The sequence below is a fragment of the Pseudomonas sp. FBCC-B1565 genome, from assembly GCF_059133265.1.
The window spans coordinates 5,586,207-5,600,041 of the sequence record NZ_CP101438.1 but is presented as its reverse complement, the minus strand read 5'-3'; the positions used below and the strand labels follow the sequence as shown (position 1 = coordinate 5,600,041).

Sequence of the window (13,835 nt, the reverse complement as noted above, 5' to 3'; positions counted from 1 at the left end):
AGGCTGTGGAGTAGCATGGTGCCATGCCCTTTATGGAGTGTTGGCCCATGTCCTTTGCGGTAATTCAAATGGTCAGCCAGAGTGACGTGCTGGCCAACCTGGCCCAGGCCCGTCGCTTGCTGGAAGAAGCCGCGGCCGGTGGTGCGAAACTGGCAGTGTTGCCGGAAAATTTCGCCGCCATGGGCCGTCGTGACATTGCCGATATCGGCCGTGCCGAAGCGCTGGGCGAAGGCCCGATCCTGCCGTGGTTGAAACAGACCGCTCGCGACCTCACCTTATGGATAGTGGCTGGTACTTTGCCATTGCCGCCCAAGGGCCAACCGCACGCCAAGTCCAACGCCTGCTCGCTGCTGATCGATGATCAGGGCGAAATCGTCGCCCGCTACGACAAGCTGCACCTGTTCGATGTGGATGTCGCCGATGCTCGTGGTCGTTATCGCGAATCCGACGACTATGCTTTCGGAGGTAACGTGGTGGTGGCGGACACGCCGGTCGGCCGTTTGGGCCTCACGGTGTGCTACGACCTGCGCTTCCCCGAGCTGTACAGCGAATTGCGTGCTGCGGGGGCTGAATTGATTACCGCGCCGTCGGCGTTTACGGCAGTGACCGGCGCCGCGCACTGGGACGTGCTGATTCGCGCACGGGCCATCGAGACCCAGTGCTACCTGCTGGCGGCTGCCCAGGGGGGTGTGCATCCGGGGCCACGGGAAACCTACGGTCACGCGGCAATTGTCGACCCCTGGGGGCGCGTGCTGACACAACAGGATCAAGGCGAAGCGGTGTTGCTGGCCGAACGCGATAGCAGTGAACAGGCGTCGATACGGGCGCGCATGCCGGTGGTCAACCATCGGCGCTTTTTCTCGCAGGGCGCACAGCGGCCTGCTTCGGAACGATGAATTTAAGGCCATACCTATGAGCGAGTTGTTGTCCTCAGTCAGTGATCACCTCCTGGCGCCCGGTGGCGTGACCATCGAAAGCTTGCAAACCGTGCTGGGCGATCTCGCCGGTCCGGGCATCGACGCGGCCGACCTGTATTTCCAGGGCCAGATTTCCGAGTCCTGGGCACTGGAAGACGGCATCGTCAAGGAAGGCAGTTTCAACCTCGACCAGGGTGTGGGCGTGCGGGCGCAATCCGGTGAGAAAACCGGTTTTGCCTACAGCAACGCGATAACCCTGGAGGCTTTGGGCCTGGCCGCACGTGCCGCACGCTCGATTTCCCGCGCCGGGCAGAACGGCACGGTGCAGGCGTTCAGCACGCAGGACGTGACCCAGTTGTACGGGCCGGATAACCCGTTGGAAGTGATGACCCGTGCCGAGAAAGTCGACTTGCTCAAGCGTGTCGATGCCGCGACCCGTGCATTGGACCCGCGTATCCAGCAGGTCACCGTAAGCATGGCCGGCGTGTGGGAGCGCATCCTGGTGGCGTCCACCGACGGCGGCCTGGCGGCGGATGTGCGGCCGCTGGTGCGTTTCAACGTGAGTGTGATCGTCGAGCAGAACGGCCGTCGCGAGCGCGGTGGCCATGGTGGCGGCGGGCGTACCGACTACCGCTATTTCCTCACCGACGACCGTGCCATGGGTTATGCGCGTGAAGCGCTGCGCCAGGCACTGGTCAACCTGGAAGCCATTCCGGCGCCGGCGGGTACATTGCCGGTGGTGCTGGGCTCGGGCTGGTCCGGCGTGCTGCTGCACGAAGCGGTCGGCCACGGCCTGGAAGGTGACTTCAACCGCAAGGGCAGTTCGGCCTACAGCGGGCGCATGGGGGAGATGGTTGCGTCCAAGCTCTGCACCATCGTCGATGACGGCACCCTGGCCGGGCGCCGTGGTTCGCTGAGCGTCGACGACGAAGGCACGCCGACCGAGTGCACCACCCTGATCGAAAACGGTGTGCTCAAGGGCTACATGCAAGACAAGCTCAACGCCCGTCTGATGGGCGTGGCGCGTACCGGTAATGGCCGTCGTGAATCCTATGCGCACCTGCCGATGCCACGCATGACCAACACCTACATGCTGGGTGGCGAAAGCGATCCGGCTGAAATCATCGCCTCGGTGAAGCGCGGCATCTACTGCGCCAACCTCGGTGGCGGCCAGGTGGATATCACCAGCGGCAAGTTCGTGTTCTCCACCAGCGAGGCGTACCTGATCGAAGACGGCAAGATCACTGCGCCGGTCAAAGGCGCAACCTTGATCGGTAACGGTCCGGAAGCCATGAGCAAGGTGTCGATGGTCGGTAACGACCTGTCGCTGGACAGCGGCGTGGGCACATGCGGGAAAGATGGGCAGTCGGTGCCGGTGGGTGTCGGCCAGCCAACGCTGAAGATTGATGCGATCACCGTGGGTGGCACGGGGTCGTAAGCGGTGGAGCTTCGGGTGGCGAAGGCCGCCACCCGGGGAAGGGCATCAACGCAGGCCGCGTTGAGTCTCGTCCAGCTCACGGATGTACTTGAAGATTTTACGGCTGGTGGCCGGCGCCTTGTTATGCGCCAGCTCGTGCTGGGCCTGACGGATCAGGGAGCGCAGTTGCTGGCGGTCCGCGTCCGGGTAGTCCAGCACGAATTTCTCCAGCACCGCGTCATCGCCCGAGATCAGGCGGTCACGCCAACGTTCCAGGTTATGGAAACGTTCGTTGTACTGGCGAGTGGAGGCATCGGTTTGATCGAGCAAAGTCAGAATGGCGTCGATGTCCTGGTCGCGCATCAGCTTGCCGATAAACGAGATGTGCCGTTTGCGCGCGATATTCGCGGTGTGCTTGGGCGCATCGGCCAGGGCTCGACGCATTTCGTCGGTCAAAGGCAGTTTTGCAATCAAATCTTTTTTGAGCGTTGTAAGGCGCTCGCCGAGGTCAACCAGCGCATGCAGCTCGCGTTTGACCTGGGTTTTGCTTTTCTCCCCATCGAGGGAGTCGTCGTAAGAATCAACCATGGTGGCAGTCCGCAAAGAAACGCCGCCATGATAACCAGTCGGGGGCCGCTTGTCCGGCCCGGTCGCTCGATGGCCTTAACCGAAAGCAGAATTTGAGTGGAGAAAACCATGAGTGCAGCCCAAAGCGTCGGTCCGCAAGCGTTACCGGCACTGCAGGAACAAGTCGAGCAGATCCTTGCTGAGGCCAAGCGCCAGGGGGCCAGTGCCTGTGAGGTGGCGGTGTCGCTGGAGCAGGGGCTGTCGACGTCGGTGCGCCAGCGGGAAGTGGAAACTGTTGAGTTCAATCGCGACCAGGGCTTTGGTATCACCCTGTATGTGGGGCAGCGCAAAGGTTCGGCCAGTACCTCGGCCAGTGGTCCGGAAGCGATTCGCGAGACGGTCGCGGCTGCGCTGGCGATTGCCAAGCATACGTCCGAGGATGAAAGCTCGGGCCTGGCCGACAAGGCGCTGATGGCCAAGGACTTGAAAGACTTTGATCTGTTCCATGCCTGGGACATCACACCGGAACAGGCTATCGAGCAGGCGCTGACCTGCGAAGCCGCCGCGTTTGAAGCTGATGCCCGCATCAAGAACGCGGATGGCACCACGTTGAGCACGCATCAGGGCTGCCGCGTATATGGCAACAGCCATGGTTTCATCGGTGGCTACGCGTCCACGCGGCATAGCCTTAGCTGCGTGATGATCGCCGAAGCGAATGGCCAGATGCAGCGCGATTACTGGTATGACGTGAACCGCCAGGGCGATTTGCTGGCCGACCCGGTCAGTATTGGCCAGCGCGCTGCGCAGCGGGCGGCGAGCCGCCTGGGCGCGCGCCCGGTACCGACCTGCGAGGTGCCGGTGTTGTTTTCGGCGGAGTTGGCCGGAGGCTTGTTCGGCAGTTTCCTGGGGGCGATTTCCGGCGGCAACCTGTATCGCAAGTCGTCGTTCCTTGAAGGTGCGATCGGCCAGAAGCTGTTCCCCGAATGGCTGACCATCGACGAGCGTCCGCACCTGATGCGCGCCATGGGCAGTTCGGCGTTCGACGGTGATGGCCTGGCCACCTATGCCAAGCCGTTTGTCGAGAAGGGTGAGTTGGTGTCCTACGTATTGGGTACTTACGCCGGTCGTAAATTGGGCCTGCCAAGCACCGCAAACTCCGGTGGCGTGCACAACTTGTTCGTTACCCATGGTGATGAGGACCAGGCGGCGCTGCTGCGGCGCATGGGGCGTGGCCTGCTGGTGACCGAGTTGATGGGCCATGGCCTGAATATGGTGACGGGCGACTACTCCCGTGGCGCAGCGGGGTTCTGGGTGGAAAACGGCGAGATTCAGTTTGCCGTTCAAGAGGTGACGATTGCCGGCAACATGCGCGATATGTTCAAGCAGATCGTTGCCGTCGGAAATGACTTGGAGTTGCGTAGCAATATCCGCACGGGTTCGGTGTTGATCGAGCGGATGACCGTCGCCGGCAGCTGATCCTTCAGACGCGCTTCAACAAGAAGGCGCGCCATCTTTATAGATGGCGCGCCTTTTTTTGTGGTGGCGTTTCAGGAGGATTGTCCTGCCACACTTGTTTTGATTCTCAATATCATTTAATAATAAATATCATTACCGAATGAGTGTGGATCATGAGTTCTGTCCTGCATGAGGATCCTTACCTGGAGAGCTGGCGCTGGATGAGTCGCCAGATTCGTTGCGGCCTCGACCCCAACGAGCCGCGCCTGATCGAACACTACCTCAACGAGGGCCGATACCTGGCGTGCTGCACCGCGACCCATCCGTGGACGATCGCTGAAACCTCATTCCGCCTGTTGCTCGACACCGCCAGCGATATCGCGCTGCCCTGGCATTGGCGCTCCCTGTGCGTGGACCAGGCCTGGCGCCCGCTGCGCGACCTGGAAAAACTCTCCCACTGTGCCTGCCGCCTCAAGCGCTGGCAGAGCTTTGCCTGGCAATTGGCGACCTGCGAATTGCTGCCGTCTATTTCTCACTCCGACCTTGTTCAAGGATCTAACGATGAGTAACACCCGTATCGAACGCGACAGCATGGGCGAGCTGCAAGTGCCTGCCGAGGCCTTGTATGGCGCACAAACCCAGCGAGCGGTGAACAACTTTCCGATCAGCAATCAACGCATGCCGGCGCAATTCATTCGTGCCCTGATCCTGGCCAAAGCTGCGGCGGCCAAGGTCAACGTCGACCTCAAGCAAATCAGCGAAAGCCAGGGCAAGGCGATTGTCGATGCCGCCCAGGGCTTGCTGGAAGGCGACTTCATGCAGCACTTCCCGGTGGACATCTTCCAGACTGGCTCCGGTACCAGCTCCAACATGAACGCCAACGAAGTGATTGCGACCCTTGCCAGCCGCTTGCTGGGTGAGCCGGTCAACCCCAATGACCACGTGAATTGCGGCCAAAGCAGCAACGACATCATTCCGACCACTATCCACGTCAGCGCCGCGCTGGTGCTGCATGAGCAAACATTGCCCGCGCTGTTGCATCTGGTGCAGGTGATCGAGCAGAAAGCCGAGGAAGTCCACCCGTTCATCAAGACCGGCCGCACGCATCTGATGGACGCCATGCCGGTGCGCATGAGCCAGGTGCTCAATGGTTGGGCGCAGCAGCTCAAGGCCAATATCGGGCATTTGCAGGACCTTCTGCCGAGTTTGCAAGCCCTGGCCCAGGGCGGTACTGCGGTCGGCACCGGAATCAATGCACACCCGGAATTCGCGGTGCGTTTCAGTCAGCAGTTGAGCAGCCTGACCGGTGTGAAATTCACCCCGGGCAAGAACCTCTTCGCGCTGATTGGCTCCCAGGACACGGCCGTCGCTGTCTCCGGGCAGTTGAAAGCCACCGCCGTGTCGCTGATGAAAATCGCCAACGACCTGCGCTGGATGAACTCCGGCCCACTCGCCGGCCTGGGGGAAATCGAGCTGGAAGGCCTTCAGCCTGGTTCGTCGATCATGCCCGGCAAGGTCAACCCGGTGATCCCTGAAGCCACCGCGATGGTGGCCGCACAAGTTATCGGCAACGACACGGTCATCACCGTCGCCGGCCAGTCGGGCAACTTCGAACTGAACGTGATGCTGCCGATCATCGCCAATAACCTGATCAGCAGCCTCGAGTTAATGGCCAACTCCAGTCGTTTGCTGGCGGACAAGGCCATTGCCAGCTTCAAGGTCAATGAGGCCAAGCTCAAGGAAGCGCTGTCGCGCAACCCGATCCTGGTCACCGCGCTCAACCCGATCATCGGTTACCAAAAGGCTGCTGAAATTGCCAAGAAGGCCTATCAACAGGGCCGTCCGGTGATTGATGTCGCCCTTGAGCACACCGACTTGCCGCGCAGTCAACTGGAAATCCTGCTGGATCCGGAAAAGCTCACGGCCGGCGGCGTGTAATCACCGACTCTGCTTTGGAGGCTCACCATGGAGCACTGGAAACGCACGATCGAACGGGCCAATCGCTGCTTTATGGCGGGTGAATTGGTTGACGCTCGCGAGGCTTACTTGCAAGCCCTGGCCCTGGCCCAAGTGCTGTTCGAACGCTGGGCGGATGCCGACGAAGCAGTGGCGGCTTGCGTCATTTCCCATCACAACCTGGCGGACCTGCACCTGCGGCTGAACCAGCCGGAAGAAAGCGCGGAATACCTTTGCGCTATCCACCAGCGTCTTTTGCAGACCATGCAGGACCCGCGCCTGAGCCCGCAGTTGCGGGAGGCGGCGCTGCGCCAGAGCAGCAAAACCTACGTCGAACTGTTGAATTTCATCAGCGATCACGGCGAATACCCTCGCACTCATCGCTTGCTGGGCAGTACTGCAGTGCAGCCCGCCACGCCCCACTACGGAGCCCATTGATATGACTTACACCCTGCCTGCCTTGCCTTACGCGTATGACGCCCTGGAACCGCATATCGATGCGCAAACCATGGAGATTCACTACACCAAGCACCACCAGACCTATATCAATAACCTCAACGCAGCGGTCGAAGGCACCGAGTTCGCGGGCTGGCCGGTCGAGAAACTGGTGTCCAGCGTGCAGCAACTGCCGGAAAAACTGCGCGCAGCGGTGATCAATCAAGGCGGCGGCCACGCCAACCATTCGTTGTTCTGGGCGGTGATGTCGCCCAAGGGAGGTGGCAAGCCCGAAGGCGTGCTGGGTAAAGCCATCGACGAACAACTGGGTGGTTTCGACAGCTTCAAGGAGGCTTTCACCAAGGCTGCGTTGACGCGCTTCGGCAGCGGCTGGGCCTGGTTGAGCGTTACCCCGCAAAAGACCCTGGTGGTTGAAAGTAGTGGGAATCAGGACAGTCCGTTGATGAACGGCAATACCCCGATCCTCGGCCTGGACGTCTGGGAGCACGCCTACTACCTGCTGTACCAGAACCGTCGCCCGGAATACATCAACGCCTTCTACAGCGTCATTAACTGGCCGGAAGTTGCTGCCCGCTATCAGGCCGCGGTGGCCTGACATTCACCTTCATAACAAGACCTAAGGCCGACTATGGGCACTGAAACACTGGCGATCAGCAGCGGACGAATGTTTCGTTATGCGTTTGGCTCGCTGCTGCTATTGGCAGGTACTGCATTGCTGGTGGCCCACGGGCTGGCCTGGCTGAACCTGGAACCGCGCATCCTGCGCGCCCTGCAAGGCGGCTCCATTTGCGCGCTGGGTACGGCGCTGGGCGCGGTCCCGGTACTGGTGATCCGGCGCATGCCGGTGGCGCTGAGCGACACATTGTTGGGCTTTGGTGCTGGGGTGATGCTGGCGGCAACGGCGTTTTCGCTGATCGTCCCGGGCATCGCCGCGGCTGAAAGCCTGGGGCTCTCGCCGTGGGGTGCCAGCGGCTTGATCAGCTTTGGCATCATGCTGGGCGCATTCGGGTTGTACCTGGTTGACCGCAAGGTCTCCGGTGCCAGCCCGGAAATGCTGATGGGCACGCCAGACAAGCCGGTGATCCCGCCGCGCATCTGGCTGTTTGTGTTTGCCATCATCGCCCACAACATTCCCGAAGGCATGGCGGTAGGCGTTTCCGCCGGTGGCGGCATGCCCGATGCTGACAGCTTGGCCATGGGCATTGCGTTGCAGGACGTACCCGAAGGCCTGGTGATTGCGTTGGTGTTGGCCGGGGCGGGGATGTCGCGGGTCAAGGCGTTCCTGATCGGCGCTGCATCAGGCCTGGTGGAGCCCGTATTCGCTGTGCTCTGCGCCTGGCTGGTCAGCCTGGCCGAAGTGCTGTTGCCTTTGGGGTTGGCCCTGGCTGCTGGCGCGATGCTGTTGGTGGTGACCCACGAAGTCATCCCCGAGTCGCGACGCAATGGTCACGAAAAACTCGCCAGCCTGGGCCTGTGCATCGGTTTTTGCTTGATGATGGTGATGGACACCGCTCTGGGGTAGGTTACGTCTACTGTAGGAGCAGGCAAGCTCGCTCCTACAGGGGGTTATTCACCTTCGTCGAAGTAATTGTTGATCAGCGCCACCAGCGCTGCCATCGCTTCGTCTTCCTGCTCGCCTTCCGTCTTCAAGTGAATCCTGGTGCCTTTGCCGGCCGCCAACATCATCATGGCCATGATGCTCTTGCCGTCGACCATGGATTCCGGTGTACGCCCGGCGCGGATCTGGCAGGGGAACTGCCCTGCTACGCCCACGAACTTGGCCGAGGCGCGGGCGTGCAAGCCCAGCTTGTTGATGATTTCAATTTCCAGAGCGGGCATCGCGGGGGTGTTCCTTTCAGCTAAGGTCGCGGTGGCGGACCTGGACGTTCTTGAGGGTTTGTTGCAGCACCTGGCCCAGGCGCTCGGTCAGGTAGACGGAGCGGTGATGGCCGCCAGTGCAGCCGATGGCAATGGTGACATAGGCACGGTTGCTTGCAGCAAAGCGTGGCAGCCATTTGAGCAAGTAGGAGGAGATATCCTGGAACATCTCCTCCACATCCGGTTGCGCTGCCAGGTAATCGGCCACGGGCTGATCCAGCCCGGACTGGTCACGCAGTTCCGGTTTCCAGTACGGGTTAGGCAGGCAGCGCACATCGAACACCAGGTCGGCGTCGACCGGCATGCCGCGTTTGAACCCAAATGACTCCACGAGAAACGCGGTGCCCGGCTCTGGCTGGTTCAGCAGGCGCAGCTTGATAGCATCGCGCAACTGGTAAAGGTTGAGGCTGGTGGTGTTTATCTTGAGGTCGGCGAGGTCAATGATCGGCCCCAGCAGCTTGGTTTCGTCTTCGATGGCTTCGGCCAGAGAGCGATGGGGGCTGCTTAGGGGGTGACGCCGGCGGGTCTCGGAGAAGCGTTTGAGCAGGGTTTCTTCGTCGGCGTCCAGGTACAGCACGTCGCAATGAATGTGCTTGCCCCGCACTTCCTCGAGCAATTGCGGGAATCGCTCAAGATGGCTGGGCAGGTTACGGGCATCAATCGAAACGGCGACCAGCGGTTGGGCCAGTTCGGTATGGATCAAGGCGCGTTCAGCCAACTCCGGCAGCAGGCCGGCGGGCAGGTTGTCGATGCAATAGAAACCGTTGTCCTCAAGAACGTTGAGGGCGGTGCTTTTACCCGAGCCGGAGCGGCCGCTGACGATGATCAAGCGCATGGTTACTGCCCGTTCTGTTCATCCAGGACAACCTGGTACAACGCCTCATTGCTGCTGGCGCTGCGCAGTTTGTCGCGTACTTCCTTGCGGTCGAGCATGCTGGCGATCTGCCGGAGCAGTTCCAGGTGCGCATCGGTGGCGGCTTGCGGGACCAGCAGAACGAACAGCAGATCAACCGGGGCGCCGTCGATGGCGTCGAAATCGATGGGGGCTTCCAGGTGCAGCAGGGCGCTGACAGGTGTTTCGCAGCCTTTGAGGCGGCAGTGAGGAATGGCGATGCCGTTGCCAAAACCGGTGGAACCGAGTTTTTCACGGGCAATCAGCGCATCGAAGACATCTTGCATCTCCAGATCCGGCACTTCGCGTGCGATCAGGTTGGCAATTTGTTCGAGGGCTTTCTTCTTGCTGCCACCCGGCACGTTCACGAGGGAACGGCCGGGGGTCAGGATGGTTTCAAGTCGGATCATGGGGGGAGAGTTAACGACCTGTACCTTGCATCAGGTGCAGATTCTTTTCCTTATGCTTTATGAGTTGGCGGTCCAGCTTGTCGTAGAGCGAGTCGATCGCCGCGTACATGTCTTCATGTTCCGCATTGGCGACGAGCTTGGCATTCGGTACGTGCAGGGTGGCCTCGATTTTCTGCTTGAGCTTATCGACCTCCATGATGACCTGCACGTTGGTGATCTTGTCAAAATGCCCTGCAAGCTTGTTCAACTTGCTTTCGGTGTACTCACGCAGGGGCTTGGTCACTTCCAGTTGGTGTCCACTGATGTTGACTTGCATACAGCTTCTCCTTCGTTGCCAGTGCATAAAGCGGCAGGCAAAGGCGCCTGCCACTGGAACGCTGTGGCCCGCCCGTCACATCAAACGCTTACGCTCGCTGGAAGGCGCGATCCCAAGGGACTCGCGGTACTTGGCGACGGTTCGACGGGCGACCTGAATGCCTTGTGCCTCCAGTAAACCAGCGATCTTACTGTCACTCAATGGCTTTTTCTGATTTTCCGCCGCAACCAGTTTTTTGATGATCGCGCGGATCGCCGTTGACGAGCATTCGCCGCCTTCGGAGGTGCTGACGTGGCTGGAGAAAAAGTATTTCAGTTCATAAATACCCCGTGGGGTATGCATGAATTTCTGCGTGGTCACGCGTGAAATGGTCGACTCATGCATGCCCACCGCTTCGGCGATGTCATGCAGTACCAGCGGCTTCATCGCCTCGTCGCCGTATTCCAGGAAGCCGCGCTGGTGCTCGACGATCTGGGTGGCGACTTTCATCAGGGTTTCGTTGCGGCTTTGCAGGCTCTTGATGAACCAGCGGGCTTCCTGCAACTGGTTGCGCATGAAGGTGTTATCGGCGCTGGTGTCGGCGCGGCGGACGAAACCGGCGTATTGCGGGTTGACCCGCAGGCGTGGCACCGACTCCTGGTTCAGCTCCACCAGCCACCGCTCGTTGTCCTTGCGCACGATCACGTCGGGGACGACGTATTCGGCTTCGCTGGACTCGATTTGCGAGCCGGGGCGCGGGTTAAGGCTCTGTACCAGCTCGATGACCTGGCGCAGGTCGTCTTCCTTGAGCTTCATGCGGCGCATCAACTGGCTGTAGTCGCGGCTGCCCAGCAGGTCGATGTAGTCGGTGACCAGGCGCTGGGCCTCGGCGAGCCATGGGGTCTTGGCCGGCAACTGGCGCAGTTGCAGCAGCAGGCATTCGCTGAGGGTGCGCGCGCCGATACCGGATGGCTCGAACTGCTGGATGCGGTGCAGGACGGCTTCGATCTCGTCCAGTTCGATATCCAGTTCGGGGTCGAAGGCTTCAAGAATTTCTTCAAGCGTCTCGTCTAGATAACCCTGATTGTTGATGCAGTCGATCAGGGTTACGGCGATCAGGCGATCGGTATCCGACATCGGTGCCAGGTTCAGTTGCCACAGCAGATGGCTCTGCAGGCTCTCGCCGGCGGAGGTGCGGGTGGTGAAGTCCCACTCGTCATCGTCATTGCTGGGCAGGCTGCTGGCGCTGGTCTGGTAGACATCTTCCCAGGCGGTGTCGACCGGAAGCTCGTTGGGAATGCGTTCGTTCCATTCGCCTTCCTCAAGGTTGTCCACCGTGGGGGCGGTTTCCTGGTAGGAGGGTTCCTGCACGTCGGAATTGGGTTTTTGCTCGATGTTATCGGCCAGCGGGTCTGCATTATCGAAGTCGTCGCCTTCTTCCTGGCGTTCGAGCATCGGATTGGACTCCAGGGCCTCCTGGATTTCCTGTTGCAGGTCCAGGGTCGACAATTGGAGCAGGCGGATGGCCTGTTGCAGCTGCGGTGTCATCGTCAGCTGCTGGCCCATTCTCAGGACTAGCGATGGTTTCATGGCAGGGGCTTAACACCTTATTCGCCGGCGCAATGCGCCATCCACGACAGGGCGCGTGAGCGCCAAACATAAGCAAATTATATGCCTGATGTCGGGTGCTTTGCCTAGAGCGCGGTAACAATAAAAATCCGGAGGTTTTCATTGACTCCCGCGCACCTTGGCGAACGCCGTGACACCACGGTGTTTACAGGCGGAACTCGTGACCCAGGTACACTTCCTTGACCAGTTCATTGGCCAGGATGGTAGCGGAATCACCTTCGGCAATCAGTTGGCCGTCATTGACGATATAGGCGGTTTCGCAGATATCGAGCGTCTCACGGACGTTGTGGTCGGTGATGAGCACGCCAATGCCCTTGGCCTTGAGGTGATGGATGATCTGCTTGATGTCGCCGACCGAAATCGGGTCGACGCCGGCAAACGGCTCGTCCAGCAGGATGAACTTGGGGGCAGTGGCCAGTGCGCGGGCGATTTCCACGCGACGACGCTCACCACCGGACAGGCTCATGCCGAGGTTGTCGCGGATATGGTTGATATGGAACTCCTGCAACAGGCTTTCCAGCTCCTTGCGACGGCCGTCACGGTCGAGTTCCTTGCGGGTCTCGAGGATCGCCATGATGTTGTCCGACACCGACAGTTTGCGGAAGATCGACGCTTCCTGCGGGAGATAGCCGATACCGGCCCGTGCGCGGCCGTGCATTGGCTGGTGACTCACGTCCAGGTCATCGATCAGGACACGGCCCTGATCCGCCTGGACCAGACCGACGATCATGTAGAAGCAAGTGGTCTTGCCGGCGCCGTTGGGGCCGAGCAAGCCGACGATCTGGCCGCTGTCGATCGACAGGCTGACGTCGCGCACGACCTGACGGCTTTTATAGGCCTTGGCCAGATGCTGGGCTTTCAGGGTTGCCATTACTCGGCCTTCTTCTTCGGCTGGATAACCATGTCGATGCGTGGACGAGGCGCGGTGACCTTGTTGCCATTGGCACGACCGGCATTAGCGATCTGTTTCACGGTGTCATAGGTGATCTTCTCACCTTCCGTGGAGTTGCCATCGGGGCTGAGCACCTTGGCCTGGTCAATCAGTACGATGCGGTTCTGCTGGGCGTGGTACTGGATGGTCTTGCCGTAGCCCTTCATCGGGCCGGTGTCGGTCGCGGACTGCTTCTGTTCGAAGTAAGCCAGGTTGCCCACCGAGGTCACGACATCGATGTCGCCGGTTTTGGTGCGCGTTAGCGTCACGGTATTGCCGGTGATTTTCATCGAGCCCTGAGTGATGATCACGCCACCGGTGTAGGTTGCGACGCCTTGCTTGTCATCGAGCTGTGCATCATCGGCCGAGATGTGGATCGGCTGCTGGCTATCGTTCGGCAGAGCCCAGGCGCTCACGCTTCCCAGTGCTGCGCCCAGGCCGAGCAAAATAGGGAGAGTTTTAACGAGCCTCATACTGTCCTCTTACGTTCGATAGCAGGTGTATCCTGCTTTCTTTCAAATACGCTTTCATTCCCTTGCCAGTCGATACACCGCCAGCGCCGTCGATTCTAACGTCTTGCTCGGTCTGCGCATATTGCTTCTGCGGGAATACGGTCATGCGACTGCTGGTAATCACCGTCTCACGGCTTTTATCGTCAGTGCGCGCAATGCGCACCGAGTCGATCAGTTCCACCTCGGTACCGTCCGGGTTGACCTCGCCACGCTTGCTGGTGACGTGCCATGGGAACTCGGTACCGCGGTAAATGTTCATGTCCGGGTTGGTCAGCAGGGTGACCTCGGTGGCCTTCACATGCTCGACCTTGTCCGAGGTCATTTCGTACTGCACCTTGCCGTCAGGCAGGAACTGCACACTTTTGGCATTGATGGCGTAATAGTCGATAGCGCCTTCGTCAACCTGCGCAGCAGGCTGGTCGAGAAAGCGCTCCGGGCTGATATTCCAGTAGCCCACCGCGAGGAACAGCGCGGCGATGACCCCGAATAACAGGAAGTTGCGAATCTTTTTGCTCAGCAT

Annotated in this window: 17 protein-coding genes; 8 read left to right on the top strand and 9 right to left on the bottom strand. The window is 60.3% G+C overall.

The annotated features are described in order from the left end of the window. Positions 1-47 precede the first annotated feature (47 nt). Together NL123_RS25965 and tldD are read left to right on the top strand one after the other, a co-directional pair. Positions 48-896, top strand: coding sequence for a carbon-nitrogen hydrolase family protein (locus NL123_RS25965; protein WP_494356626.1), 849 nt, complete (start codon positions 48-50; stop codon positions 894-896). 16 nt (positions 897-912) lie between these two features. After that, complete coding sequence (gene tldD, locus NL123_RS25960; protein ID WP_058423001.1) at positions 913-2,355, top strand: metalloprotease TldD; 1,443 nt, start codon at positions 913-915, stop codon at positions 2,353-2,355. Positions 2,356-2,400: 45 nt separating this feature from the next. Here tldD and yjgA read toward each other — a convergent pair whose 3' ends face one another. Further along, complete coding sequence (gene yjgA / locus NL123_RS25955) at positions 2,401-2,922, bottom strand: ribosome biogenesis factor YjgA (protein ID WP_248486181.1); 522 nt, start codon at positions 2,920-2,922, stop codon at positions 2,401-2,403. A 108-nt stretch (positions 2,923-3,030) separates the two neighbouring features. On the opposite strand from yjgA, the gene pmbA reads away from it, so the two are divergent. The 6 genes from pmbA to NL123_RS25925 all read left to right on the top strand — a co-directional run bounded on the left by pmbA (position 3,031) and on the right by NL123_RS25925 (position 8,290). Continuing rightward, on the top strand, positions 3,031-4,377 hold the full coding sequence (pmbA, locus tag NL123_RS25950) for a metalloprotease PmbA (RefSeq protein WP_248486183.1): 1,347 nt from the start codon (positions 3,031-3,033) through the stop codon (positions 4,375-4,377). 152 nt (positions 4,378-4,529) lie between these two features. Continuing rightward, positions 4,530-4,925 (top strand): FagA protein, encoded by a 396-nt coding sequence (locus NL123_RS25945; RefSeq protein WP_494356625.1) that lies wholly within the window; start codon positions 4,530-4,532, stop codon positions 4,923-4,925. Then, complete coding sequence (locus tag NL123_RS25940; protein ID WP_248486187.1) at positions 4,918-6,294, top strand: class II fumarate hydratase; 1,377 nt, start codon at positions 4,918-4,920, stop codon at positions 6,292-6,294. The genes NL123_RS25945 and NL123_RS25940 overlap by 8 nt, the downstream gene beginning before the upstream one ends. A gap of 27 nt (positions 6,295-6,321) precedes the next feature. After that, positions 6,322-6,750, top strand: coding sequence for a DUF2753 family protein (locus tag NL123_RS25935; protein ID WP_058422996.1), 429 nt, complete (start codon positions 6,322-6,324; stop codon positions 6,748-6,750). A gap of 1 nt (position 6,751) precedes the next feature. After that, positions 6,752-7,363 carry a superoxide dismutase gene (locus tag NL123_RS25930; protein ID WP_033899365.1) on the top strand — a complete coding sequence of 204 codons (612 nt, stop codon included), beginning with the start codon at positions 6,752-6,754 and terminating at the stop codon, positions 7,361-7,363. Positions 7,364-7,396: 33 nt separating this feature from the next. After that, positions 7,397-8,290 carry a ZIP family metal transporter gene (locus tag NL123_RS25925; protein WP_248486194.1) on the top strand — a complete coding sequence of 298 codons (894 nt, stop codon included), beginning with the start codon at positions 7,397-7,399 and terminating at the stop codon, positions 8,288-8,290. A gap of 44 nt (positions 8,291-8,334) precedes the next feature. Here the strand turns inward: NL123_RS25925 and NL123_RS25920 are convergent, their stop codons facing one another. From NL123_RS25920 to lptC, 8 genes are all read right to left on the bottom strand, one after another. Beyond that, positions 8,335-8,607, bottom strand: a complete 273-nt coding sequence (locus tag NL123_RS25920) for an HPr family phosphocarrier protein (RefSeq protein WP_058422993.1) — start codon at positions 8,605-8,607, stop codon at positions 8,335-8,337. Between the two features lie 16 nt (positions 8,608-8,623). Continuing rightward, positions 8,624-9,481 carry an RNase adapter RapZ gene (gene rapZ, locus NL123_RS25915; RefSeq protein WP_248486196.1) on the bottom strand — a complete coding sequence of 286 codons (858 nt, stop codon included), beginning with the start codon at positions 9,479-9,481 and terminating at the stop codon, positions 8,624-8,626. A 2-nt stretch (positions 9,482-9,483) separates the two neighbouring features. Next, positions 9,484-9,948: a PTS IIA-like nitrogen regulatory protein PtsN gene (gene ptsN / locus NL123_RS25910; RefSeq protein WP_061435337.1), complete on the bottom strand. Its 465-nt coding sequence runs from the start codon at positions 9,946-9,948 to the stop codon at positions 9,484-9,486. Positions 9,949-9,958: 10 nt separating this feature from the next. After that, positions 9,959-10,264: a ribosome hibernation-promoting factor, HPF/YfiA family gene (gene hpf / locus NL123_RS25905; RefSeq protein WP_003171804.1), complete on the bottom strand. Its 306-nt coding sequence runs from the start codon at positions 10,262-10,264 to the stop codon at positions 9,959-9,961. A 75-nt stretch (positions 10,265-10,339) separates the two neighbouring features. Next, complete coding sequence (locus NL123_RS25900) at positions 10,340-11,833, bottom strand: RNA polymerase factor sigma-54 (protein WP_248486198.1); 1,494 nt, start codon at positions 11,831-11,833, stop codon at positions 10,340-10,342. Between the two features lie 184 nt (positions 11,834-12,017). Further along, the gene (gene lptB, locus NL123_RS25895) at positions 12,018-12,743 is read right to left on the bottom strand and encodes an LPS export ABC transporter ATP-binding protein (RefSeq protein ID WP_016974288.1); all 726 of its coding nucleotides are present in this window, start codon (positions 12,741-12,743) and stop codon (positions 12,018-12,020) included. Further along, positions 12,743-13,276, bottom strand: coding sequence for a lipopolysaccharide transport periplasmic protein LptA (lptA, locus tag NL123_RS25890; RefSeq protein WP_032893554.1), 534 nt, complete (start codon positions 13,274-13,276; stop codon positions 12,743-12,745). Before lptA ends, lptB begins: the two co-directional genes overlap by 1 nt. Further along, positions 13,263-13,835 carry an LPS export ABC transporter periplasmic protein LptC gene (gene lptC, locus NL123_RS25885; protein WP_248486200.1) on the bottom strand — a complete coding sequence of 191 codons (573 nt, stop codon included), beginning with the start codon at positions 13,833-13,835 and terminating at the stop codon, positions 13,263-13,265. The genes lptA and lptC overlap by 14 nt, the downstream gene beginning before the upstream one ends.